Annotated in this window: 25 protein-coding genes; 16 read left to right on the top strand and 9 right to left on the bottom strand. The window is 60.3% G+C overall.

Features of this window, described 5'->3' with window-relative positions:
* Positions 1-6 precede the first annotated feature (6 nt).
* Positions 7-2517: a TonB-dependent receptor plug domain-containing protein gene (locus CRO39_RS15990; protein WP_097122947.1), complete on the bottom strand. Its 2511-nt coding sequence runs from the start codon at positions 2515-2517 to the stop codon at positions 7-9.
* Positions 2518-2784: 267 nt separating this feature from the next.
* Between CRO39_RS15990 and CRO39_RS15995 the strand changes: the two genes are divergently transcribed.
* Together CRO39_RS15995 and CRO39_RS16000 are read left to right on the top strand one after the other, a co-directional pair.
* Positions 2785-3132 (top strand): helix-turn-helix domain-containing protein, encoded by a 348-nt coding sequence (locus CRO39_RS15995; RefSeq protein WP_097122948.1) that lies wholly within the window; start codon positions 2785-2787, stop codon positions 3130-3132.
* Positions 3133-3290: 158 nt separating this feature from the next.
* Positions 3291-3575: a helix-turn-helix domain-containing protein gene (locus CRO39_RS16000; protein ID WP_238394564.1), complete on the top strand. Its 285-nt coding sequence runs from the start codon at positions 3291-3293 to the stop codon at positions 3573-3575.
* A gap of 77 nt (positions 3576-3652) precedes the next feature.
* On the opposite strand, the gene CRO39_RS16005 is transcribed toward CRO39_RS16000, so the two are convergent.
* On the bottom strand, positions 3653-4636 hold the full coding sequence (locus tag CRO39_RS16005; RefSeq protein WP_097122950.1) for an HNH endonuclease: 984 nt from the start codon (positions 4634-4636) through the stop codon (positions 3653-3655).
* Between the two features lie 410 nt (positions 4637-5046).
* On the opposite strand from CRO39_RS16005, the gene CRO39_RS16010 reads away from it, so the two are divergent.
* From CRO39_RS16010 to CRO39_RS16025, 4 genes are all read left to right on the top strand, one after another.
* Positions 5047-6216, top strand: coding sequence for a hypothetical protein (locus CRO39_RS16010; protein ID WP_141400835.1), 1170 nt, complete (start codon positions 5047-5049; stop codon positions 6214-6216).
* Positions 6217-6566: 350 nt separating this feature from the next.
* Complete coding sequence (locus CRO39_RS16015; protein WP_097122952.1) at positions 6567-6959, top strand: BlaI/MecI/CopY family transcriptional regulator; 393 nt, start codon at positions 6567-6569, stop codon at positions 6957-6959.
* A gap of 1 nt (position 6960) precedes the next feature.
* A complete protein-coding gene (locus CRO39_RS16020) occupies positions 6961-8880 on the top strand; it encodes a M56 family metallopeptidase (RefSeq protein WP_097122953.1) in 1920 nt (639 codons plus the stop codon).
* A 387-nt stretch (positions 8881-9267) separates the two neighbouring features.
* The gene (locus CRO39_RS16025) at positions 9268-9534 is read left to right on the top strand and encodes a hypothetical protein (protein WP_097122954.1); all 267 of its coding nucleotides are present in this window, start codon (positions 9268-9270) and stop codon (positions 9532-9534) included.
* A 212-nt stretch (positions 9535-9746) separates the two neighbouring features.
* Here CRO39_RS16025 and CRO39_RS16030 read toward each other — a convergent pair whose 3' ends face one another.
* Entirely contained in the window at positions 9747-10325 is a 579-nt protein-coding gene (locus CRO39_RS16030; RefSeq protein WP_141400836.1) for a hypothetical protein, read from the bottom strand.
* 22 nt (positions 10326-10347) lie between these two features.
* Positions 10348-10842: a hypothetical protein gene (locus CRO39_RS16035; RefSeq protein WP_141400837.1), complete on the bottom strand. Its 495-nt coding sequence runs from the start codon at positions 10840-10842 to the stop codon at positions 10348-10350.
* A 408-nt stretch (positions 10843-11250) separates the two neighbouring features.
* On the opposite strand from CRO39_RS16035, the gene CRO39_RS16040 reads away from it, so the two are divergent.
* Together CRO39_RS16040 and CRO39_RS16045 are read left to right on the top strand one after the other, a co-directional pair.
* Complete coding sequence (locus tag CRO39_RS16040; protein WP_097122957.1) at positions 11251-11508, top strand: type II toxin-antitoxin system Phd/YefM family antitoxin; 258 nt, start codon at positions 11251-11253, stop codon at positions 11506-11508.
* Positions 11496-11816 (top strand): type II toxin-antitoxin system RelE/ParE family toxin, encoded by a 321-nt coding sequence (locus CRO39_RS16045; RefSeq protein WP_097123013.1) that lies wholly within the window; start codon positions 11496-11498, stop codon positions 11814-11816. Before CRO39_RS16040 ends, CRO39_RS16045 begins: the two co-directional genes overlap by 13 nt.
* Positions 11817-12754: 938 nt before the next feature.
* Here CRO39_RS16045 and CRO39_RS16055 read toward each other — a convergent pair.
* The 4 genes from CRO39_RS16055 to CRO39_RS16075 form a co-directional block, all read right to left on the bottom strand.
* The gene (locus CRO39_RS16055; protein WP_097122959.1) at positions 12755-13390 is read right to left on the bottom strand and encodes a hypothetical protein; all 636 of its coding nucleotides are present in this window, start codon (positions 13388-13390) and stop codon (positions 12755-12757) included.
* Positions 13387-13896, bottom strand: a complete 510-nt coding sequence (locus tag CRO39_RS16060) for a hypothetical protein (protein WP_141400838.1) — start codon at positions 13894-13896, stop codon at positions 13387-13389. Before CRO39_RS16060 ends, CRO39_RS16055 begins: the two co-directional genes overlap by 4 nt.
* A 127-nt stretch (positions 13897-14023) precedes the next feature.
* Positions 14024-15208 (bottom strand): hypothetical protein, encoded by a 1185-nt coding sequence (locus CRO39_RS20600; RefSeq protein ID WP_141400839.1) that lies wholly within the window; start codon positions 15206-15208, stop codon positions 14024-14026.
* A gap of 10 nt (positions 15209-15218) precedes the next feature.
* Entirely contained in the window at positions 15219-16277 is a 1059-nt protein-coding gene (locus tag CRO39_RS16075) for a hypothetical protein (protein ID WP_097122963.1), read from the bottom strand.
* A 407-nt stretch (positions 16278-16684) separates the two neighbouring features.
* Between CRO39_RS16075 and CRO39_RS16080 the strand changes: the two genes are divergently transcribed.
* Positions 16685-17272: a Crp/Fnr family transcriptional regulator gene (locus tag CRO39_RS16080; protein WP_274382254.1), complete on the top strand. Its 588-nt coding sequence runs from the start codon at positions 16685-16687 to the stop codon at positions 17270-17272.
* 185 nt (positions 17273-17457) lie between these two features.
* Here the strand turns inward: CRO39_RS16080 and CRO39_RS16085 are convergent, their stop codons facing one another.
* Complete coding sequence (locus tag CRO39_RS16085; protein WP_162125723.1) at positions 17458-18210, bottom strand: MipA/OmpV family protein; 753 nt, start codon at positions 18208-18210, stop codon at positions 17458-17460.
* A gap of 412 nt (positions 18211-18622) precedes the next feature.
* On the opposite strand from CRO39_RS16085, the gene CRO39_RS16090 reads away from it, so the two are divergent.
* The 7 genes from CRO39_RS16090 to CRO39_RS16115 all read left to right on the top strand — a co-directional run bounded on the left by CRO39_RS16090 (position 18623) and on the right by CRO39_RS16115 (position 24369).
* Entirely contained in the window at positions 18623-19315 is a 693-nt protein-coding gene (locus CRO39_RS16090) for a TetR/AcrR family transcriptional regulator (RefSeq protein WP_217991847.1), read from the top strand.
* Positions 19316-19354: 39 nt separating this feature from the next.
* On the top strand, positions 19355-20080 hold the full coding sequence (locus CRO39_RS20605) for a hypothetical protein (protein ID WP_141400840.1): 726 nt from the start codon (positions 19355-19357) through the stop codon (positions 20078-20080).
* Between the two features lie 822 nt (positions 20081-20902).
* Positions 20903-21352 (top strand): hypothetical protein, encoded by a 450-nt coding sequence (locus CRO39_RS16095; RefSeq protein ID WP_097122966.1) that lies wholly within the window; start codon positions 20903-20905, stop codon positions 21350-21352.
* A gap of 316 nt (positions 21353-21668) precedes the next feature.
* Entirely contained in the window at positions 21669-22208 is a 540-nt protein-coding gene (locus tag CRO39_RS16100; protein WP_097122967.1) for a hypothetical protein, read from the top strand.
* A 46-nt stretch (positions 22209-22254) separates the two neighbouring features.
* On the top strand, positions 22255-23022 hold the full coding sequence (locus CRO39_RS16105) for a hypothetical protein (RefSeq protein WP_097122968.1): 768 nt from the start codon (positions 22255-22257) through the stop codon (positions 23020-23022).
* Positions 23023-23314: 292 nt separating this feature from the next.
* Positions 23315-23524 (top strand): helix-turn-helix transcriptional regulator, encoded by a 210-nt coding sequence (locus CRO39_RS16110; RefSeq protein ID WP_097122969.1) that lies wholly within the window; start codon positions 23315-23317, stop codon positions 23522-23524.
* Positions 23525-23529: 5 nt separating this feature from the next.
* Entirely contained in the window at positions 23530-24369 is an 840-nt protein-coding gene (locus CRO39_RS16115) for a hypothetical protein (protein ID WP_141400841.1), read from the top strand.
* The last annotated feature ends 77 nt before the right edge of the window (positions 24370-24446 follow it).

A 24446-nucleotide genomic window follows, 5' to 3' on the forward strand; every position in this document is an offset into this window, starting at 1 on the left:
GAAGCCTCACCAATGCTTGGACACTGCGACGCTCAGAAACCGGCCGATGGCCGAGTAGTTCGTCGAGTCGTAAGGGACATCGGTCATCGCAACAGGCGCATACAGGGGAGGCTCCCTGTTGAGCAGGTTCTGGCCAATGAGCGAAATCTCCAGCCCCGACCACGGACCATGGCGTCCATCAACCACGTAGCGGATTGTCGCGTCGACCGTTGTGAATGAAGACGTCCGCTTACCCGTCGTGCGGTCGGCTACGCCATCAATATGGTTGGCGAACATCGATGCCGTGAGGCTGCCGTTGTCCCAGACGGCACCAAGCCGGGCGCTGACCTTTGCGGGATAGAACAGCGTGCCCGACAGGTCGAAGGGCGGTTGATTCGCGGTGTTTCTCTGCGAGCTGTCCAGCCAGCTTGCCGAGCCGCGAAGCGTCAGCCGTCCCGTACCTAGGTCCATCCGGTAGCTACCGCTCAAATCGACACCCTCGATGCGCTGCCGCATCGCATTGGCGTATTGGCCGTATGCAATGGCCACCACCTTGTCCGGGTCGTAATCGGCGCCGGCGTAGTTGTAGAACGCATGGGAGTAGGTGGCCAGGACCGCTGCCAGTTCCTCTGCATCCGGGGAGTACAGGATAAAATCGGCCAGCGCGGGATTGCTCAGGCTCTGGCTGTACACCGGTAATGGCTGTATCACCCGTTGGTCATAGTTGATGCGGAACCACGTCAGCTCTGCTTCAAGCGCCGGCAGCGCAGCCGGATGGAAGGCCAATGAGGTCGTCAAGGTGTTCGCGCGCTCCGGCTCCAGCTCAGGGTTGCCGCCGAAGGCCATCAGTACCGTGGCGTCAGAAGGATACCCCGCCCCGCCTACCGCGCTGGCCGTCCAAAGGCCCGCAATCCGGTTTGCATACAGTTGGCTCAGCATCGGCGCCTTGAAGGATTCGCCCCAGGACGCCTTCAAGGTGAGGTCGGGACCGGGGCTATAGATCACTCCGAGCTTGGGAGTGGTGACACTGCCAAAGCTGTCGTAGTCCTCTCCGCGCAACGCGGCAGACAGCACCAGCCTGCGGACGCCGGCAACACCCATGTCCGGGCCGACCAGCGGCAGATTCAATTCGCCATACGCATGGCGGCTGCTTTGCCGGCCGCCTTCGCGGGTGCCGCGCAGATAGGAGATGTTTTCGTAATCACTCCTACGGTTTCCGGCGCCCACTGCCAGTCGCGCCTCGCCACCCGGTAGCGTGAACAATGGGCCTTCCGCTCCCGCCTCAAACGATTCGCTTTCATTGCAATAGCAGGAGTGAAGCGCAAGGGTGGATGCATTGGTCCCCGCCACCACCATCTGCGTCCTGTTGACGTTCCTGTCTTTTCCCCATGCCGCCCCGACCGTCACTACCCAGCCGCCGGGAAGTGAAAACTCCATGCCTGGCGCCACGGACGTGGTGGTGGTTTCCGAGAAGTTCTCGTAGTAGAACGCTCCGTAGTTTTGGTACCAGGCCTGGCTCCGTTCTGTCCGGAAGGCATCCAGCTGAAATTCGGCGCGGTCGCCCAATGCTTGATGCGCGCTGAGCAGGCCGCTGCCGAGGTCACTTCCTGGATAGAGAACGAACGGCTCGTCCATGTGCGCCGTGTAACGGCGTTGGCCGGCGTGAATCGGGTCGACCGTGCTGTCCTTGTAGGTGGCTATCAGCCCGCCACTTGCCCAGGCCGTACCGGCAACCGCGGCGTACTCCCGGGTTGTCAGCCCGCCGTCCGTGGCTCCGCCATGGCGGGTGCTGAGGGTCACCCCGTCGAAGTCGCGTTTGAGCACCACATTGCCAACGCCCGCAACCGCGTCGGAGCCGTAGATGGCCGACGCACCGTCGGCGACGATATCAATGCGCTCCACCGCGGCGACCGGAATGGCGCTGATGTCCACCGCCTGGCCGAAGCCGCTGTTGGGCAGACGCCGGCCATTCAATAGCGTCAGCGTGGCATCCGCACCGATGCCCCGCAGATTCAGGCTGGATCCGCCGGTGGCGTTCTGGTTGTAGGTGTTGCCGGAACCGGTTGCCGTCACCACGCCGGGATTCTGCCCGCCACTGAAGTTTTGCGGAATGTTCCGGATGACCTCACCCAGGTCCGCGAAGCCTTCCTCCCGGATCCGTTCGCTGCCAATCGTGATGACCGGCGATGGCGTTGTCCCGCCACGGATGCGTGTGCCGGTAACGATGATCGACTCCAGGTTGGTTGCTGCTGGTTCCGGTCCTGCCGCCGGCAGCGGCCTGTCGGCACTGCTTGAATCCGCGTGGGTCGCTGGCGGGTCGACGTTGGCGTCCACCTCCTCCGTCACCTGCGCCGCGGTGCCGTACAGCGGCAGCAGCGATGCCACGGGCACCTCGATTTTGGTGTCGATGGGCTCAGTGCCTGCCTGGGATTGCGCGACCACGGCTGTGGCCTCCTGGGCCGGGGCCAGACCGGTCGTGCCGGTGGTGACAGCAAGCAAGGCGATGGAAAGAGCTTTCCGTGAACTGCTTCTCTTCATTCCGCGTCCTTCGTTCTTCGTCTGAGGGACGGCAGCAGCAGTTGCTTGGACGCACCCCAGCAACACGCCGCGCCGCTAGCGTTAGATGTAGCGGTTTGCCCTTTTTCCCCGCGTCACTTCCGGCTCAATTGCCCCTGTTCGGAACCGACGGAAAAAGGGATCAAAACTACGTTAAACGTAGCTAACCGAAATACTACGTTTAACGTAGTATCCGAGTCAAGTTCCCGCCCGGATGCTTCCGCATAGTCGGATTTCCGGGTATGCGATATGGCTGACAAGGAACAGGTTGCTATCTATGGACGTCGTCTACGCGAGGCGCGGGAGAGCATTGGCATCTCGTTGGAAGACTTGGGGGTCGCAGTCGGCCTGGATCCATCCGGCGCCAGCGGCCGTCTCAGCCGTTACGAAAACGGCATCCACCAACCCAAGCTGGGTCTGCAGAGATTGCTGGCACGAGCCCTGCAGAAACCGCTGGCCTACTTCTACGCCGAAAATGACGAGCTAGCGCAACTGATCTCCAACTTCGGGCGCAGAGACGAGCCCGGGCTGAGGCCTATCGAGATTAAGAAGAAGGGAAAGGGAAAGGGAAAGGGGAAGGGGAAGCGAGGCTCGTAGATACCAACCAACGGAGCGCTCCGTTGTCGTTTATGAGCCACGCGTAGTGCGACGCCAAATCGCTTGACCGGGCAATCAGAGACTACGTTTAACGTAGTATCGCAATGACACGCGCATCCGGAAGCTTCCCCATATGGAAGTCCGGGATACATGCAAGCGTGGTCGATAAAAAGTCGCTTCCCGTCTATAGCCGCCGACTGCGTGAGGCGCGGGAAGCTCTTGGCATCTCTCAACGAACGTTGGGAATCCAGGCGGGGTTGGATGAATTCGTTGCCAGCACACGCGTCAATCGCTACGAAACAGGCGTACACCAACCCGACCTGCTGACGCTGCAGCGGCTGGCCAAGGTCCTCGGCCAGCCGGAGGCTTACTTCTATGCAGAGGACGACGAACTCGCGCAGCTGATCAAAGACTTCAAGCGCCAGGGCAAACACAAACGCTGACGCTGCACCTCGCGCGCCCAGTTCCGGGGAATAGACCATCAAGCAGCCGCAGCTACGGACGTAAGTGAACTCTGAAGCTAGCGCTCCAGCTTGAACTTCGTTTCCAGAAATACGCTTTCCCGATGGAAGTCCAGAAATTTACGCTGGCCCTCAGAGAAGGAGCCGACATTGATTGCGACATCCGGGTCAATGCCCATACGGCGTAGTGATTCACCATGGGCAACGGGGGAAACCAGTACTCTGCCGTCGTTCTGGAAACTTATGAATCCACGGTCGAACAGATGATCGATGCTAGGGGTGAGCAACAATCCGTTCTCGCCATCCAACCTTTCGTCGTTGGTCGAGTCGCGCCATGGCTTACAGTGGCTCGCGCGCAGGTGTTCGATTCGGTCCACACGGGTAACGCGACAGGCATGTTCCAGCTTCCGGACGTTCTGTTTGAACAATCCCTGCCCCCGACGCGCCATCACAATTGCCTTCCTGGTTGTCTCCGGAACTGTGGAATCTTGTGTTACCACCTGTAGCTCGTGCTCTTCCCATTCGAGCAACCCCACGGCGATGGACGGCTGCACCGCGTCGGCGACACGGCTGGCTTGCACGATATTTCGAGCTTCTCGCCCAATGATGTCCACCAGCGTAACAGCGAATCTGTCAGATACCGAGGTAAGGTAGACGCTCTGCAAGCCATGACCGTTGGATTGCAGGGGTGCATATCGCTTTGGAAGCTCTGGCGCCAATAGCGCCATGTGGTCAGCAGGCTTTACCGGCCCCCGCAGTTCTACGAACCGGACATCCACCCGCCACCCGATCTTGTCCCAGTACGCGCCTGACAGGCCAAATGCCAGCGGCTTGGGCGCTTCATAGGCGTGGGAAGCAGCGATCCCAATAGCCTTGACGAGGCCGTCTGCGTACGAAAAGACCACATCGCTTGGCGCGACTTCACGCATGAAGTCGTAGAAGGCATTGCTATGACCATTGGCCTTGCGCTTCGGCGACCACATGTAGCCGCCCGGCACTTCGTGTCGGTACGTCTGCTTCTGGTTGACCCACCAATATCGCATGACGTAGCTGGTCCGAGGATGATTGGATTGTAGCTAGGTCGAGTTCAGGTTTGACGCTCAAAGCGCGGACGAAGAGGTGGATCTGACCCTGGAGTTCAGGCTTCCGTACCGCTCACCACCCTCGAAAGCTGCCAGCTGCAACCGGAAAGTGAGCCTAGCCCCCTGATTTCCATTGGAACCCCACTATGATGGAAGTCATTCACTGTCAGGAATATACCTACTGACCCGAAGCCCCGCGCATGCGAATCTGCTCAGGTACAAATTCCACCGCAGGCTAGATTCAATTCCTATCTCACGACTAGAGACCTCCTTCTCTTTGCGTAATTCACCCGAACCAGATGGATCGGCCTGGCTCCACCATTCTTACCAAGAACCGCCAACATGCCGGGCAAGAGCGCAGAGGGAACTTCATGCCAGCAACATTCGGAAAGATCGCATGCATCAAGGCATCCAGACCGCCAGGGGTAGTACCAGAGCTCACATTAGAGCGCCTGCGCGCTAACCAGGAGAAGAATGTATCAACGCAGTTGGTGCCCGACAGCAATGTGGTTATCGACATGATTGATGCCGCAGACTCCCAGGATTCTCAGAAGGCAACTAGAGCCAGGGATCGTTTGCAACCACTAACGAGCTTCCTGCGTTCCTGTTCCGAGAACGGACTGAGATATCACATAAGTCCGTTCTTCGGGCTCAACGAAATGCGGAACGACAGCGCGGGACCTGGTGTGGCCTCCTTGGATTCGTTCAGCAGTAGGTTCGGGTTGCACTGGGTCGATGCGCATCCGGAGCATGACGTGAGCCAAATGATAGTTGGCATCCTGACGCGAGGATTTCGCGAGCTTGAAGCCGAACTCCAGTGCGTCCTGGCGCCACCGTACTGCGCGCTGCTGCTGATGCTGGTGGTCGCTCGTGATCTTCCCAGCGCCTCACCACTGGCAAGATTCCGCCACTTCCTGCGTCTTTACCGACGTCTGATCGACGTTATTTCGATCAGGGAGATCACTATTGCCAGGTTCGCGTTCGCACCTGAGCCAGTCGAGGAAGGCTCGTTATACCCGACATGGAGCAGAATCCTCCTCAACTTCACTAAGCGCCAGAAGCTTTCGCAGAGGTGGCCTACGACAGCTTCCCAGCTAGACAAGGCTGCTCTCAATGGAGCCTTCGACTTGTTCTTGCTCAATTCCGCACTATTGAGCGATTACAAGGGTCTCCAGGGCGAACGCTTGGACACTTGGATACTTACCGCCGACGCGAAGCTTGCCGCATTGACTGACGCGGTACATCACACAGACATGGGCACCGGGAAAACCGGCTTATTTTGTGTCACCCAGGACTATCGCGACCAAGGCGATTATTGGCGCGAGACACACCACGATATGCAGGCATTGAATACCCGCTTCCGCCCTTGGTTGAAAACGTCCGTCGTCCAACAGCGCGCACGTGCCATAAGCATCATGGCATTAGCAGAGCAGGGTCTTCATGGACGTCAACCTCCCCAAGGAATGACGCTCCGTTTCTCCGGAGATCCGAAAATTGGCCACCAGCGTATCGGGGTGCTGATACCTCCGCCATTCTCATAACCGTTGCTCAAGAAGAACACTCAGAAGAAGAACGGGTTCAGGTTGGCCAACGGTTAAAAGCGAACCTGGCGCAGCAACATAGGAGCCAGGGGAAATATCCGTTTGAATCCCTGCCCTGCAGTGCGGCGGGATCATCGTCTTTGGGGCTCGCGGCGGGATGCCGCTCCTACGGAATGCCAGCCATTGGTGCGTACGGGCGCTCTTTCGGCATTACCGCAGCGGGTTCCATGGCCGGGCGGGCGGCCCGATCCCTACCGTTCGTCGGCAGGCTGGCGGAATGACTTCCGGCAGGGTTGACTACAGTTGTAGCCATGAGGCATGTTGCCTACAGGTGTAGTCATGAGGTGGGTATGGCCAAGTCGCGAAAATCCATTGGCGATCAGGAGCTGGCGCTGCTCCAGTACGTGTCCGAGCACGGCGAGGCGTCGGTGGGTGAGGTGGCCGCGGCTTTCGCCCAATCGCGCGGCCTGGCCCGCTCCACGGTGCTGACCATGATGGAGCGCTTGCGCGCCAAGGCCTATCTGCGGCGCCGCCAGGTGAATGGGGTCTACCGCTATGCCCCGGCTGCGCGTGCCGACGATGTGATGCGCAGCGCGGTCGGCAGTTTTGTCGAGAAGACCTTGCAGGGTTCGGTGTCGCCCTTTGTGGCCTGGATGTCCGAGCGTACCGAGGTCAGCGAAGACGAACTGGCGGAATTGGAAGCGTTGGTCGCCACGCTGCAATCCAAGCGCAAGGAGAGCTGACATGGCGCTCGAATACGTCGGCGAAATCCTGCTGCCGCGCCTGTTTGCCGCCAGCGTGCAGTCGACCCTGCTTGTGGCGGTGGTCTGGGCATTGTGCCGTTTGCTGCCGCGTCTACCGGCAACGGCGCGTTGCTGGCTGTGGTGGCTGGTGGCGCTGCAGCTGGTCGTGGGTGTGCTGTGGGCCAGTCCGCTGGCGTTGCCGCTGCTTTCGGCCGCGCCGGAAACGCAAACGTTGTTTGTTCCATCGCAGCCGCTGGCGGCAACGATTGCGACGAACGCCGCGGCGGTGCCGCCTTCTTTCCCGCAAGCATCGTCCCTGCCGTCCGCGCTGGTTCCGCTGGCCTCTGCCTGGTCGTGGCCGTTGGCGTTGTCGGTGCTATGGCTGTTGGGCCTTGGCCTGATGATTACGCGCACCCTGCTGGGCTACCTGGCAACACGGCGCCTGCTGCGGGAGTCGGTGCCATGCCGCGATGCGGCGCTGATACAGGCATTGAATCTAGCCGCCGAGGCGCACGGCCTGCGTACGGCACCCAGGCTGCGCCTGTCGCACGCCATCGGGTCCCCGCAGCTGATCGGTCCGTGGTCGCCGGTGCTGATGCTGCCGGCCCATCGGCTGCCGTCGCTGGATGCCGACGAACTGGACATGGCGCTCACCCACGAGCTGACGCATCTGCAGCGCGGCGATTTGTGGTGGGGCCTGCTGCCGGCACTGGCGCAGCACCTGTTCTTCTTCCATCCGCTGGCGCATCTGGCCGCGCGCGAATATGCCTTTGCCCGCGAAGCCGCCTGCGATGCCGCCGTGCTTGCCGGCAATCCCCATTGCGCGGGCGACTATGGACGCCTGCTGCTGCGGCTGGGCGTTGCAACCCGCCCCAGCGGCGGGCTGGCCAGCGCCTCTCCCACCTTCCTCATGCTCAAGCGGAGGCTGCTGATGTTGCAGCGAAGCGCTTCGCCTCTGCGCACCAGCGCATTGGCACTGACGATCGCCGTGGCGATATTCGGAGTGGTGCCCTACCGGCTCACCGCCCAGGCGGCCCAACCCGTTGCGCCCGCTGCCGATTCCGCACCTGCCGCGTTTCCGGTGCCGGTACCCGTGCCGGTGCCGATGGAAATTCCCATCGTGATGACCGCTTCGCAGGCGATGGCCGCTCCCGGCATCGTTCCTGCCCCCCCGGCGGCACATGCACCTCCCGCGGCGCCACCGGCTCCTTCTATCGCGGCGGCGGCGGTACCCGCCGCCCCATCCGCACCCGCGCCGCCTCTGGTCAGCAAAGGTAGCTGGATGCATAGCGATGGCGACTACGCGCACGTGCTGATCGACGGCGATACCACCCACACCGTTGGCAACAGCGATGATCTTCGCGCCGCGAAGTCGCAGCAGCGCAACGGCGAGGCGTTATTATGGGTGCGGAAGGATGGCAACACCTACGTGGTGCGCGACATGGCCACCCTGCGCCGCCTGCAAGCGGCTTATGCGCCGGTGGCGAAACTGGGGGAAGAACAAGGCCGGCTTGGCGCAAAGCAGGGTGAATTGGGCGCGGAACAGGGCGAACTGGGTACGCAGCAAGGTCAACTCGGCGCATTGCAGGGCGAACTCTCCGTCCAGTTGGCCGCCGCCGTCATGCGCAGCGTGAACACCGGCTCCGATGCCGCCAAGGCCGAGGTGTCTGCCGTGGAGCGGCGTTTGGCGGCGTTGGGGGACCAGCAGGAACAGCTTGGGCGTGAACAACAAGCCCTTGGGGACAAGCAACAGGAACTCGGCCGCCAGCAGCAGGCTCTGGGCGAGAAGCAACACCTCGCCGGTGAAGCGGCCCAACGCGAAGCCGATCGCTTGATAGAGGCGGCCATCGCGAATGGGTTGGCGCAACGGGTTACGAAGAAAGACGTTTCCCCGACGTTTGGGTTCCAATTCCTGCCATAGGGATTTCGAAGTAATCGATCTTCTTCGCTGAAAGTTGGTGCGCTGCTGGGCGGGTGGGCAACCGTTCCCTGTTCCCCATTGGCTATTTCCCACTCCCGTTTTCTCCAACGGAGGCCGCTCATGTTGCAGCGAAACACTTCGCCTCTGCGCGCCAGTGTGCGGGTGCTGACGGTCACGGTTGCACTATTCGGCGTAATGCCCAATCACGCCACCGCCCAGGCGGCTCAAGCGGAGGGGCGGACTCCTGCATTCGCGCCGGCACCTCCCACGCCTCCCGCACCGCCCATACCTCCACGGCCTCAGGTTCCGCCTGCGCCTCTTCCCGCCATTCCGCCCGCACCGCCCGAACCACCCACTCCATCGCATCCGGTCAGTAGAAATATGGCAATGCACAGTAGAAGCGACCAGGTAAACCTGCTGGATGACAACGCCGCCAACGTATCCAGCGAGGCCGAAGGCACTCGCGCTACGAAATCGCAGCGGACCGGTCGTGAGCAGAAAACTATCGACAGCAAACAGCGGAAACGCGCTTACCAACAATGGGACCGGAACGAGCGACTGCGTGTTGCCAACGAAGCGGCGCGGCGCGAAGCCGAACGAATGATCGATGCGGCATCGCCAATGGACTGGCGCAATCGGTACAGCAGCGACTAGAAGGATACGGAGCTTGTTCACCCCCGTGGAGACAACACGGTCAGGGCGGTTTGCTGACGTTCTGATGATCTGCGGGTCGTCTTCTCTGATGCCTTGGCATAGTCACTCCCGGGTTTCTTGAGCGCTGATGCGGCGGCTTGGGAGCCTGCAACGGCGTCGTGCTGACCTGCCTGATGGAAATGACCTGTCCTGTTTAACCATTCACCAGCCACCTACCCGCCCGGTGCGGGCGGCGGCTCCGGCACTGGCGGGTCCTGCAAAAGTCCGATGGTCTCGTCCGCCATGCTCAGATCCGAACTGGATTGGATGATGGGCACCAACCACAGCACCGCCGCGACCAGCAACGATACGGACAGGCAGGCGATGAAGCTGGCGCTGTCCAGCGGGCCGACCGCCGGTATGCGGGACGCGACCTCGAACAGCCCCGCCAAGCCAGTCAGGAACGATGCAAGACTCAGGTAGATCATCAAGCGCATCGTCTCCAGCGCTTGCCTGTACTGGACCGTCACCGTCCGAAGCGTCTTGCGTACGCCTTCGACATCGCCTTGCTGACTGCTGAGCAGGTCTATCGCCTCGCCAAACAGCCGCTCCTTGACCGACTGGGCAAGCTGCGCCGCTGGCAGCGCCAGGGCGACGAATACCCCCGATACGGGCACCATCAAACGGAGTATCTGGTCGGGCTGGTAGCTGATGAACCCGAACGGCGATTCCATTGATGCGAACGCAGCCGCAACCGCCGCCAGAAGGCAGGTCGGCCACGCCTTGACGTTTCCGTTTTCGCTGAAGAACATGCGCCGGCCCCACATGGCGAGGTCAGTTACCGCTTAGCAGGCATTGACGGTATTGCGCCCCGCCTTTCGGATAGCGCTGCTTGCAATAGATGTGCCGCATCAATCCCCGCACAGCGGCCACCGAAGTCCCTTCCAACAGGGAGAACAAGCGCGGGGCGCCTGCCAGCAGCTCGGCATACGGCAGCGTTGCCACCCGCGATGCGATGGCCGCAAACCCAGGTACGGAACGCTCTCCAGCGGGGGAACCCAACGCATCCGCCAGTTCGGTGATCCGTCCGCGCATCTCGGCTTCGTCCATCGACGCGTCGCTCTCGGCTTCCTTCCGAGGGTCGGCAAGAAGATAGGCCACCGAGGTCAACAACAGTTCCCAGGTCGGCCGATGCCGTGTCAGCGATACCAGCAGTTCGGCATCCGGCATGTCCGAAGGCACATCCTCCGCCTCCTCCCGCCATGCCGGCCAATCCTGCGCAAAAGCGCCGAACGCCTCCAGATCCAAGCGGTCCTTTGGAATCGTCATGGTCACCTCCCCGGCTGGCACCCATATTGGCGCGGCCCACCCCGGACTGTCCACTGTGGCCGGTTGAGGCCCCAATAAGAACAGGGCCCAAAGAGGGGTGTGAATTATTTACGTTGCGCCTGCCAGGCGAGATGGGACAGCTAATCGCAGTCAATCACAGGCCGGATTCGGAGGGCCGGCAAAGATCGGGTGCCGGGCTTCAAAGCAAAGCTTGTTGGCCGGATCCCTGCGGCATAAGACCAGAAAGAATCAAGCGGTCGAATAACGTCGGTATCAGTCTCGGAGCATGTCTGGGTGCTGGACAGTGGCCCTTAAGCAGTCGAAGCCGCTTCGCGGCTTGGCTTACTCGGCGTTAGACCTTTGCACCCCCCACTTGCGCAGCCAAAAGTGATACTGTAGTGTCACTTCATGCGCACCGAACTCGTCACTACCCTCAAGCGTCAGGCCACCGAGCTCCTCTCGGACATCGAGCGGGACAAGGAGCCGATTCTCATCACTCAGCATGGTCTGCCCAGCGCCTACCTGGTGGACGTTGAGACCTATCAGCTTATGCAACAGCGCATGGCCGTCCTTGAGGGCATTGCTCGGGGAGAGCAAGCGCTTGCTGAGGGTCGGGTTGCCACGCACGCCCAGGCCAAGAAGCGTCTCGCCCGATGGTTGAAATAATCTGGTCGGAGCCGGCACTGAGCGATCTGGATGCCATTGCCGATTACATCGCACTGGAAAGTCCGGTGGCAGCCTCGGACCTCGTCAAACGCATCTTTGGCCATGTCGAGCAACTGGCTGATCACCCTGATAGCGGCAGTCGTCCGCAGGAGCTTGGACGCTCCCGGTACCGCCAGATCGTTGAGCCGCCCTGCCGCGTCTTCTACCGCTACGACGGGCACAAGGTTTTCATCCTGCACGTTATGCGCTCGGAGCGTCTTCTCCGCAAAGGACGGCTCGCATCTCGCGCCAAGCGAGCAAAGGTCTAGCAGTTCATTCGTTCATTCGAGCCGAATCCGCTTCGCGGCGCGGCTTCAACCAAGGCGTTGACCGCACTCATGCCGCGCCACGACTTTGAACTCTTTGCTGATTATCATCAGTTTCGCCTGCAGGACAAACCTGTGGAGGACAATCTCGGGAACGCTTGGGCCGAAGTAGGGCGCGCCTCATAGTGGAACCTGCGACGGGCACGGAATCCGTTGGGCAGGCATGAGCCAGTGATCGCGCACCAAGTGTGCTGGCTGCAGCAGTCCCACCTGGATCCGGCGGGGCCGTTCGGGTCCCAGATTGCGGTCAGGTTGGCCACCTGCGGCATGTCGGCGGCGGTGCCGCTCCAGTCGATCTGCAATGAAGGCAGGGAGAAGACAGAAAGGGGCGGCACGCTGTAAGGCAAGCGAGAGAACCGGGGTCAAAGAACGCTTTTTCTCTTCCAACGAGCCTACGTTCTTACGCGCCGAACATTGGTTTCTAAGGAGCGGCTTCGCCGCAGTATGTGGCCCCGTTGAAGTCAGGATCATGACCCGCACGGCAGGAGACGCAGTAGCTCTGCGGGCCGTCAGGATGGGCCGCACTCGCCCGCGCCGGCGTTTCGCCAAAACTGTCCGGGAACGTGTAGAACACGTGCTTGTCTCCATGCGCTTTGGAACAGCGCGGGCACGATTTCATGCCCCCCGCTTCCGACCACTGGCTTGTGTTGAGCGGCTTTCCGCATACCCGGCAGTTCATTTTCAACCTCAGCTTTGTTTTGTCGGTTTCTGGTGGCGCGATGGCATGTCCTGCCAATCCACATGTTCGATAGTTCAGAAGCCATTCCATAAAACTGCATATCACTCCAGTCGAGGCCCTGGTGTGGAATCCGCACCTTGAAAATCAGGCCAAGGCAAGCTTTCCGCACAAAAATCGCTGCAAGCGGAGCACGACTGGCAAACTACCTATACTCCGACGTATCCGCAGACGGCGCGGGCACGGTTTTCGCCTGCTGCTTCAGTTCCAGTTCCTGCATAGGGTAGACGTCCTTCACGTAGAAGTAGAAGAACGCGAGTGAGAAGCCAAGTACCAGAAGGCCTATGACCTGCGAGGTGATTTCCAGTCCCGCCGGTCCCAGCTTTAAGGTGGAGGAGTCGGCCGCCTTATCGGGCGGATCATTGTCCGCTGGGAGCTCATCCAACTCGGCACCTGCGCCGCCGACAGCTTTTCTTAGCCGTTTCGTCATGCGGCGATCATGGGTGAACTGCAAATAGGTGATGAACAGTCCAAAGAAGACAATGACCAGAACTACGTACATCAGCAGTTTTGTCGAACGGAGATGCCACTCCCAACTCTGGCGGGAGAACTCTCGCTGCCAGCGCAGGTACGCTGCGTGGTCCTCGCGATCCTGTAGCAGGAGCTGCGGCGGTATTGATCCAGCAGGCGTCTCGCGCTCGATCTCGTTCGCGATCTGTGCAAAGGGCGAATCGTGTGCCGGCACGGAGGGCGGCGAGGCAAGGGCGGGTGCGGCCACAAGAACCAGAACCAGCAGGAGCCGCCACGGTGCCAGCGGGAGCGGGTAGGCGTGCGCGTTCATGGCGAAGGCGCGATCAGGAGCGCAGATTTGCTGTAGTAGCGCAGCTGTTTGAGCGGGCAGTCCTTGGGTGTATTGGCCTCGAATCCGACTGCATCTCCGCTTGACTGCACCAAACGTTGCCGCAATAGGCGCCCAATCGCCGCGAGTTCCGCCACACTGACGCCGGGGAGCGCGCAGGTGTCCGCGAGGCCGCCGCCCGGGACCTCCATGATGTGTTGCGCGAGTGCAGACATGTCCAGAGGAAGCACCACGCTGCCGCCGGGGACCTGGTGCTCGACCAAACCTGGGTCGAACTGCGCAATCGTCAGGGCGCGGGCGTTCGCTCCGCGCAAGTTGTCCACTATCTCCGCGCGAGTGGCCGCGTCTACCCCGGTACCGCGGAACATCGCCTCCTCGGACAGGGCGACGACGACCTGCTGCTCCATCGCCTCGCTTGCGTCCATCGAAGAGGGGACGGGCGGCGTGTACTGTTGCGCGGTCGCACTCCAGCACATCGCAAGCGTCAACCACGCGAGTCGTCGCGCGAGGTGACGGCCGATGCCAACGTTCTCGTTCTTACGGGTAAGGAAGGATGAATCTCTGCACATAGTTCCTCCACCTGTTGGTAGATGTGACGCCAGTCGGATGTAGTTCCTATGGATTGGTTCTTGCCAGCTTCCGAAAATCCAGCCGCTCCTGCAGCGAAGTCATGTCGAGCAACTTGCCCAGGTCTGCACTGACCAGCCAAGTGGTCTCATCGCCATCCCGTCCCAGGTCGCGACGCGCTATTCCGACAGAAAACTTCTCGGTAAGGTGGACCATGGCCCCCCATCCCACACGCTTGCCGCTGCTCTCCGGCGACACTGTCGCGATGAGCGACCCACCATAGGTACGCCCGGAACTTCCATCGCCCGCATACTTCAGCCACTTGTAGCCAATGACTTCGACCAAGGCGACGGCATTAAACTCAGAACCCTCATCATTGCGGGACCCGGCATACTCCGGCGCAGCATCCAGGTGAAACAGAATGATCTGTCCGTTGGGCGGCGAAGCGAAGCAGTTCGCATTGCTTCCGATACTGGAGCGCCCGGCATCGTCATCGCTTTTGGAGCAATCATTGGACCGGCTGAAAATGGCCTGGTTGACGAACAATTCCCATGGGTACTGCGAATGCCCGTGCTCGAAGTAATAAGTCCACTTGTCATCCAGAACTTTCAGGTCTCTGTACTTCGGTACTATTCTCGCAACTCGGACGACTTCACCGAGCATGTCATTAGCCAGAAGGGAATGACGGAGAATTGCGCCAGCACTGCGTTGCGCGCTCTTGCAGGCGTCGGTATAGCCTGCTTTGCAATCCTCGTCCACGGGTTCGCCGACGCGCAGTTCTCCGTCCAGGACCGCCAGGCCGCTATCAGGCTTCCATTCTTCAGCATTGAAGATCTGGTTGTCGGGCAGGGCCGTCTGGGAGGCCGCGCTTTCCAACCTGGCAGCGACCAGACGGATACGCTGCTTCCACTCATCTGTCGCAGAATCCTCTTCACGTTTCAGGGATTTCGCGAGTTCCATCAGCGCTTGTGCAGCCTGGTTACGCAGAGCCGCGTAATCCTCTGCGGTCAGGACCTCTTCCTCCAGTTTTCCTACAGCGTCTTTGGATTTCCGGATGCTTCCTGCGATCTCGCTATCGTCATTCTCTCCACCAAAGCACCCGTCTAATCGCTGGATGCTCAGCAGTTGGGAGTACGTGGCCAGATTTCCCTTTGGTTTTGGAAGGGCGCAGTCCTGCGCCAAGCCCAGTCCCGAGCACGTAATCAGCAGTACGAATACCAACGTTCTGGTCATGGGCGGCCCCTCACATCCCGATGCGTTTGATGATGGTCAACAAGGCCTGCCAGTTTGCTGAGGATGCCGGGAGCATCGCCTCCAGTTTGGATCTCGTCGCGTCCAGGTTGCTAGAAACAATCGAGGAATCGAACGCGGTCTTGGCCTTCATGAACTCCTCGTCTGGAATCAGTTCGTCCCCAAACAGGGCGCGAAACAAGGGCACATGCACGCGCGGATTCCTTAGATAGTGGTCAAGGTCGTGGACCCGCATCAGCTCGTCCTTGTCAAAATGCAGGTGGGCTGGCTGAAGGTGCTGATAGCCATTGAAAGCGTAGGTGCCCGGTTCCGGCCAGAGATCCGGACTGAAAGGTTTCGGATAGACAAACGGGTCGTACTTGTGCCTCGCATTGAGGTAATAGCCACACAGCGCTCCAGTTGAACTACGGCCGGGTTTGACCCGGGTTTCATAGACTTTTGCACCCGGGCGCTGCAGCACGCGCGATACATTCGCCACCATCATCAGTACTTGTGGGCGTGTCTCCACCGGGTTCAGAGGAGGCTGGTTGGCTGTCCCGCTGGTGTAGAGCATGTGGATGACGTTGTGCGTCACCGACGTGCCAAGGGAATGCGCCACGATCGACCATTTCGTGGTCCCATGCTTTGCCAAGTAGCCGGTAATCTGCGTGGCCACGCTGACGTCTATGGCCATTCGCAGCGTAGACATCCAGCGGTAGATCAGCACATCGGCGGCGTGGGACCAGGCGAAACCGGGCTTGTCGCTGGCTCCGATCCAGGACTCGACTTGGTCCAGTTGTTTCGTTAGCGATTCGCCCTTGGCCTCCGCAGGATCCAGTTCGCCCATAAATGCATTTCGGAAGCCCGAAAAGTCTTCCGCCATGCGTGTACGCCACGTCTCAATCTTATCGTCGTATACAATTGGCACGGCCTCGATGTCGTTCATCAGGGACCGATTGGCGAAGGCCGCGTATTCGGAGTAGGAACTCTTGAGAACATTTAGGCCTGCGTCGTGCCAGGTCTTGTCGTGCTTCCCCATTCCGTGCACGAAGAAAACAGTATGCTTGCCCATTGCGGCGTTCCTTGGTCGTCAGCCACGCATGCCGGCTGGGTCTGCCAGATGGCGTCTCGTTGCGGTTACTCAGCGGTCCTGGCTACCCACAAGAAGCTTCGGAATCAGGCGCCCTCCCCTCAAGACGACCTGCCGAGCGGCAGGTGAACCGGTCCCCGTTCTGCCCCATTTTTGCCCCGCAGCCGTGTACGGCTCCCCGGTTTCTGATCAAACACCTTCGCCATTCACCGCACAACGTAAATAGTTCACATCCAGCGGCTAGTCTGGCAGTCTGCTGGCAGATGCCGGGCGCGGGGCCGAAGTTGGCTACCCTCGGGTCTTCGGCTCCGTGAAGTTTCTCCCCGTGGCAGGAGTAAATGCAGGATACAAGGCCAGTCCTGATTCCCAGTGACCTCCTGGCGGAGTTGATGCCCAGGGGCACTACCCAAGCATTTGCCCGGAACGAGATGGTGATTGCCGAGGGCGCCAGTTCCGATGCGCTTTTCATCCTGGTATCGGGGCAGCTCAAGGTGTTCACCCGCGACTCGAATGGGCGCGAGGTGGTCTACAACATCCTGCAGCCACGCGAGCTGTTTGGCGAAATGTTCCTCGATGGCGGCACCCGGTCGGCCTCGGTGAAGACGATGGCAGCGTCCGAGTGCCTGGTTATCGAGGCAGCGCATATTTGGACGCTGATTGCCGCTTATCCCGATTTTGCCAAGTGCCTTATTCAAAGTCTTGTCGCGCGCCTGCGCCATACCACGGGCATGATAAAGAGCCTGGTGCTCAACGACGTGTATGAACGCACTACTGCCCTGCTTAATCAGGTAGCCATTACCGAGGGTGAAAGTCGCGTCGTGCCCGCCAGCATGACGCAGCAGGAAATCGCCGACCGCATAGGCGCCACCCGCGAGATGGTCAACCACGTCATCGGTGAATTGATGAAAGGCGGGTTCATCAAACGCGACGACAAGCGGCGGCTGGTTTTCGTCAAGAACCTCCCAGCGCGTTGGTAAAAACGGAGGAACTCCAGGAATCCGAGCCGGTCGATGCCGGGAGCTGGCGAGAAGCCGCTGGAGCGTCCAACGGCTTGCGGAAAACGCGGGAAAACGGGGTCAGAGTCTGAGCCGGTTTCTGAAGGCAATCGCACGCGTGCTGGCCCATTGGATGGGACAGCTACGCGCGCATCACCGGTACGGTGTCAGAAGCGGAACAGATAGCCGGCGGAGATTCTGGTCTGCCGGGACTGGTCGACCAGCGGGCTTTGCTTGATCTCATCCCCGAATTCCGTCGCGGCAACATCCAGAAAGAACGTATGCCGTTGTGCGGGGCTGTAGTCGAGCCGGAGACCTGCCTCGACATTGACCGTGGCGTCGCCTTCATAGGCCGGGCGGGCCAGCGTGGCTTCCCCCGGGCGGACGCCGTAGTAGTAGGCGACGTACTTGTCGTCGACCCATTCGGCCGCTATGCGTGGCGTCAGGCCGAAGCGGCCCATGCCAAAGCGGCGCTCGGCCAGGATGCGTCCGCGCGAGCCCGCGCTCTTGTCCATGGCGTCCACCAGGTACTCGGCAGAGAGTTCGGCAAACGGGCTGTTCCAGACGACGGCGCCGCCAGCCCATACGCTGTCGTCGCGTTCCTCCATGCCTTGCAGGTATTCGGATTCGTCGGGGTCGTAGCCATCCAGGGTGTAGCGTGCCCTGACGCGGAAGTTCAGTACTTCGCTTCTGTTGATCTTGAAATCGAACCGTCCCCCATTGATCTCCGTCCAGCGGTTCTCGAAGTAGAGAATCGGGATTCCCTTCGTTTCATCGTCGTAGTCGCGATAGGGCCGATCGATTACCGCGGCGCCCAGTCCAATACCCCATCGCGAAGCTGTCTCCGGGGCCTCCACCTCCTGGGCCCGGACTGGCAGGGCAGCGGCCAGTCCGATGGAAAGGACTCCGGCCCATCCCAAAACTGTGCTCGGCGACGGTGTACTTGGCGACAAATGGTGAGATCCCTCATGACGCATCTTTGAATCCTCGGTAGGGCCGGCCACTGACGGGCCAGCAAGCTGGTGGGGGTTGTCCTAGCGGCAAGGCGACCACTCCCGCTCGATCACCGGTGCGGATTGGGTGGAACCGTCTTAATGACCGACCGGACAGTAAAATCCTACCGCCATAATGACCGATTGGTCATTAGATGGAATGGGAGCGGTAATTGGGCGTTCAGGCTTTCGCTCTGCGGCCTGCAGGGCCTTTGGCGTCCTTGGCAGAAACACGACAGAAGCCGGATCCGGCCGCTGCAGCGGTTCGCTACGACCGCCCCGGACGGCACCCGCTACACTGATTGGTGAGGTCGCTTGCCGCGTTGCAGACTTGTCGGGCTTGGCCTGGCAAGACCGGAACGGCCCGAACGATAAAGGCAACGTCATGACGACGAAAAAAGAAAAAAAGAAGCCTGAAACGGCGAACGACAAGAAGAGAAGAACGCGACTCTCCCCGGAGATTCGCCGCAAGCAGATCCTGGAGGCGGCGCTGGTTGAGTTCAGCGCGCAGGGCTTTGCCGCCACAAGCATTTCCCGGATCGCGCAGCGCGTAGGCATTTCAAAAGCCAATGTCTACGTTCATTTCTCCAGTAAGGACGAGATCTTCGAGACCTTGCTCAGGTCGCTGTCCTCGCTGGGAAAGACGCAAGGAAACTGGCGCCAGATAGAGGACGCGGAAGACGTTCCAGGATTCATCGACAATCTGGTCGATGCGACCTACGCATCCTTCACGCCCGAAGCCTTGGCCATCTTGCGGCTGATGATCTCGGAAGGGCATCGCATTCCCGACGTCCTTGCGAAATGGCACGAGGGCAACGTTAGCGCCCGGGCGGAACGGCAGGCCATCATCGATGAGCAGGTGGCGGCGGGCCGGATGAAGCGTAGTCCGCTCACCGAACATTTCCAGTTCGCCATGACCCCGTTCGTGTACGCGGGTGTCGCAAAGTTGGTGTTTGGAGACGCTGCCACCGAAGAGGTGGAGCGGATGAAAGATACGCATCGCAAACTACTGCACCAGCTTCTGGAGCCGTAGTCTGCTGGCTGTTGGAATTGCCCCCCTAAAAGGACAACCATGTCACCTCGCTTCGCTGCAACCCTGGCTTTCGGTGTTCTGGTTCTCTTGCTCGGCGCTTGCGACTCGCGTTCGCCGACATCAGAAGCGTCAAGATCCGCATCTGGAGTTCAGGACAATGCAGCGCCCGAGCCAATGGATCACCCGCCAAGCGAGCAAGAGATACGCAACGCCGCACGGGCCAGAAATTGTGAACTGGTGGCGGTTCAAAACGTCAAATGGCCAGACGACAGCTACAGAATACCTGCCAGCCACTCCGATGCCCAAGTGATCTATGTGGCCGACTGCAAAGCCGATGGCGGAAACCAGGTTCACCGGATCACTTTTGAGGCCCAGTTTGCTGCTGTCTCAAGTGGAACGAAAGGGAATTCCGCGCGGGTGTGGGAGTTGAGGCTTAATCAGCCTGCGGAGCAATCAGAAGTGATTGCCCACCCTGCCAGGGCGGTTGCGCCTGCCACCTTTTCAGATGGCCCCGAGTGCAATGCCCTGATGGAGCAAGTGCAACGCCAGGTTGTCCCCTGCGTTGAAAAGATTGATCCCTCGGCAGCGCGACGCGTTCAGTCATGGGTGGATGTCATGGGTCAGCGGGTCCGGCGGAGCGGTGGCAGCGGCGACCGGGCATTTGAAGAGATGAAGATTGATGAAGACTGCCTGCAATCCTGGCATACGACCGTGGCCTCCGATTTCCGAGGCAGCAGCCCATTCAAGATGTGCGCCCCTCGATGAAGCCGCCATCGAGGGCAGGTCTCGCGCCATCTGGCCCTGGGGCCATGCGCGGGTTGACCGAGGCCATACCACCTCGGGGCGAAGCCATTGCCAAAGCACGTTTCCGTAGCCTTGCTGGCTCTCAGGCATGGCTACTGGAGGCGCAGCTGTGCTGAGGCCAATTATTGCAGTGCTGCCGGACCCTTTGCTCGAGCGAACACGCAACGGCAAGGCGCCCTGCCGTTGCGTGCTGCTCAACTCAAACGTTTAGGGCCAACATGACAATTTTTCGGCTGCTCTTTCTCTTCTCTTTCTCCACGCTGGTCGCGTGCGCAAGCCTTCCTGAGAATCAGAGACAAAATATCGCTTGGCTAAATGGCACCTGGGAGGTGCCTGGCGTTGAGAGTTGCTCAGTACTGCCCATGAATGTTCGTTTCGCGCCGCTCAGATCCAAACTCTATATTACCTACCCGAATGACAGCACCAACTCTGACGGCAAAAGCTTCAAAACAAAATGGGAGTATCGCATCTTGTCAGCTACGGAGGATCGAGTCAGAGTCACACTCGTGGGAGAAGATCGTTTTGATGACAGTGGTCTTCCAGTGACCTGGGATATTCGAAAGATTTCTCACAATGAGTATTGCTGGCGTCGAAGCGACTGGTCGCTTGACGAGTGCACAGTGGCGAGAACTCGCTGTGGGGGCTAAAAGCACGACGCACCGGTTTCCGTCGGCGCGCACTCGACTCCCAGGCAGCTGAGAGTGACGCCCCTTGACAGCATTCAAGCACGACCCGCTTCGCGGCACAGCTTGGTTCAGGCGTTAAACCATCGGGAGGAAGTGGGTGAAGGGTCGATATGTAGTTAGCCTGCTGAGTTATCGCATCCTCGGCGCCGTCTGCAGCATCTTTTTTGCCGGCTGTTCGGTTGGCGCGTTTTTGGCGCAGCAGTATGGACCGATTTCAATCTTTGGCTTCTTCGTTCTAGTCGGCATATACCTTCTCGCGGCGGCCGGTCCCTACGAGCTTACGGAGGGTCGCATCGCGCAGAACAGTCTTTTCGGTCAGTTCGAGATCAGATGGCAAGATGTAAGAGAGGTCGAGTTGGGCTCTCAAGGCACCTTGGTGTTGCGGGGGCGTGACAAGCGATTCATTGTTTCGCCAGTTTCGGCCTGGTCCGGGCCAGACAAGGCAAAGGCAGCTGAACTTCTTTGTGCAAAGCTTGACCGTCCTGAGATCAGATCCTATTCCAGTGCTTCGGCAGACTTTAAGACCCACAGGAACGTTCGGGTTTAGGTCGCCGATGTCCAACCGTTCATTCAAACCGAAGCTCTCATGACCCAGCCTGCTTCCAAGTTCGTGTTCGTCGCTCTGTTCACGGCGATCAATGTCTACTTGATCGTGTAGATCACGCGCCTATTGGCCCATTGGATCCCGTCATCGGATATGTAGAGGTGGCGCAACAGTTCGTCCAAGCCGCCCCACATCAGGGCGGCACCAAAGTGTAGGCCTTCGGCTATATTCGCACTCGGTCGCCGCTTTGCTGCGGGTCGGCTTAACTTGGGCATCAGGCCCCGTTGCTGATAGATCGTATATCTCAGGCGTTATAACTATGAAAAAGATTGCCGCAGTCCTACTCATGGCTATCGCCGCGGCGGGGTGCCAGCCGCGTGCGGGAACGGCGACAAAAGTCCAAGCCGATGACCGCGACGGCCGCGAGTACATTGCGGAACTGAGCGACGCGATTCAACGCGCCGATCGCATTGTCGTTACGGAGCACTCATCCCAGTTTGACGCGTATGACGTCACCTCCGGCAAATCGTTGGTTCCCGAAGAAATCGTGTACGGCACCCGTGAACTGAGCTCGCAACAGAAGGCCTTGTTCCTCTCTACCGTCGAACAGCTTGATCCGAAAACCCAAGATGCGTTTCCTGCGTGTATCTTCGAGTCGCACCATACCGTCATGTTCTATGCCGGCGGCAATCTGGAGAGCACCATGGACATTTGCTTTCAGTGCGGTCAAGTGAAGTGGAGCGCCACACGCACCACCCCGCCCTGGTCCTTATATTCCGGCCTTGCCGCTTTCATCGAAGGCATCGGATTCCAGCCCGAGCGCGACTGGGCTGCACTCGCAGCGCAAACTATCCAGTGAGCGGGCAGTATCTTTGCAGCCTGGTTGAGTGGCGAAGGAGCACCCCATGCGACGCATCGTTCTTCTCCTGAGTGCGCCGGGCATTCTTCTCTTCGGCGGGGCGTTTTCGCTATCGTTCTTGAACCCACTGCTCATTGAGCGCGCCGCCCGGGAAGTCATGCGAATCGAGGTGGAGCGCAGGATTGGCGAGAAGATCGACAACCTCTCCAGTTCCCGCGTCACCGGCCTTGCCCAACGCGCGCTCAAACGCACCAATACGGACATTGAGCGCACACAACGGGCAATCCGCGAAGAACTGCCGCGCAAGGTCGCAAACGTCGTCGCAGACATGCTCGATGCGGACTGTGAATGCCGTAGGCGGCTAGCGGGGTACGCCGAAAGATCGGAGAGCGAGCGTCTGGCTTCGTTGACCCAGGTGCGGGCAAGGCTTGCGGTCCTCATCGAGTCCACCTACGCGTCCGTTGGAACCAGCCTCATGCGGGAATTCCGTATCTTTTCCGCTTCAAACGCAGTCGCATTCGTCATGCTCGGGCTTGTCACGCTCGTCCGTCGCCGGGCCGCTTTGCAGCTGTTGCTGCCTGCCGTCGTCTTGGTAGGGGCAGTTGCCCTGACGGGTGGCCTGTATCTGTTCAATCAGGACTGGCTGCATACCATCGTGTTCGGTCAGTACGTCGGGCTCACTTATGCTGTCTACCTGGCAGGCGTGGCGCTTCTGCTGGCAGATGTAGTATTCAATCGGGCCCGCGTCGCAACGCGAATAGTGAACTTCGTCCTGCAAGCGGCGGGATCTACAACGACAGCCATCCCGTGCTGAAGCCACCGCTTGGCCTCTCGGCGCAACAATGGGGCCAGAGTAAATATCCGTTTGAATCCATGCCCTACGGTACGGCGGGCTCTTCGTCCTTGCCGGGGTGCCCACGCGGCCAGCCGTCCCAAAGGGGTTGCGTTGGTGAAGCCAACAACCAGCCTTGGGCCCTTCGGCACGGTCTCCCCGCGCCTACCCCGACCCTTCCCTAGACGGCACGGGACCAGAGAATCGCTGTAAAGAACTCTTGACACGCGCGAAACTTGCCTGTAAAGATCTCTTTACAGGCAGGAGAACCGACTTGGAAAATCGTTTGAAGACGCTGCGAGAAGCCAAGGGCTGGAGCCAGGGCGAGCTTGCCCGGCGGCTCGGCGTCTCGCGGCAGACCATCAACGCGGTCGAAACCGACAAGTACGATCCCAGCCTGCCGTTGGCTCTGCGCATGGCGCGCCTGTTCGGCGTCCCCGTGCCCGAGCTGTTCATCGATCACTGGAACCCGGTGGAGGAATGACGGCCATGGCAACTGACAGGTCCACATCCCAATGGCGCAACTTTGCGGTCTGGAGCGCCGCGGGAGCGCTCTTCTATGTGCTCGCCGTGTGGGGCGTCTTCTCGCTCGTGTCCGACGACAGCGTGAGTGCGATGTTCCGCTCGAAGGAGGTCGCCGCGCTGGTAGGCCTGGGCTTGCTGTTCTCGATGGCGTGTGTGGGCTTCAGCAGCCGGAAGCGGCCCGTCAGCCTGCGGACCCTGCGCAATTTCTTGATCCGGGACGGGGCGGCCGTCGTCGTCTGCCTGCTGGTCATGTGGGGCCTTGGCACCGTGGCCGGCGCGGGCACCCTGGGCGCTTCGGAGTGGGTTGCCGCCGTGACGGGAGCGGTTCTTCTCTTCTTCGCCATCCTTGGCATCCTGGTCACGGCGAGTGCTCACACGGGCGCCGATCTCATCGACGACCCGATGGCTGGCAACGACCTGCGCGAACGTGGCCGGTTGATCATTTTCAGCTTCGTCTGGATGGCCGCTTGCGGCCTGTTGCTGATCCTGCTTGGCCTTGCCGGGCCCGGAGGCGTGCTGTCCCCGGTGGCAGCCCTGGCGGGCGCACTGGTCCTGATCGCCGTCCTTGTCGCGCTGGGAATTGCGGTGTGGCGACTGAATGACGAGCTGGACCGCACCCTGTCGCACGAGGCCGGCAATCTTGCCTTCTACCTGGTCCTGGCGCTCGGCGGCGGTTGGGCGATGCTGGCCCAGCTCGGCTTCGCGGCGGCGCCTGCACCGCTCGACTGGCTGACCCTGTTCACCGTGCTGATGTTCGTGGCGAGTTTCGTTGCGGTGGGGCGCAGGCGACTGCTGGCGCGCTGAGCAAGCGTTGGGCGGAACACCCGCCAGGTGCTGACCGGCTTCGCCGTTGAGAGCTTGCGGCATGTGGATTGGGTCAG

This window comes from Pseudoxanthomonas wuyuanensis, from assembly GCF_900215535.1.
Classification (GTDB): Bacteria; Pseudomonadota; Gammaproteobacteria; order Xanthomonadales; family Xanthomonadaceae; genus Pseudoxanthomonas_A; species Pseudoxanthomonas_A wuyuanensis.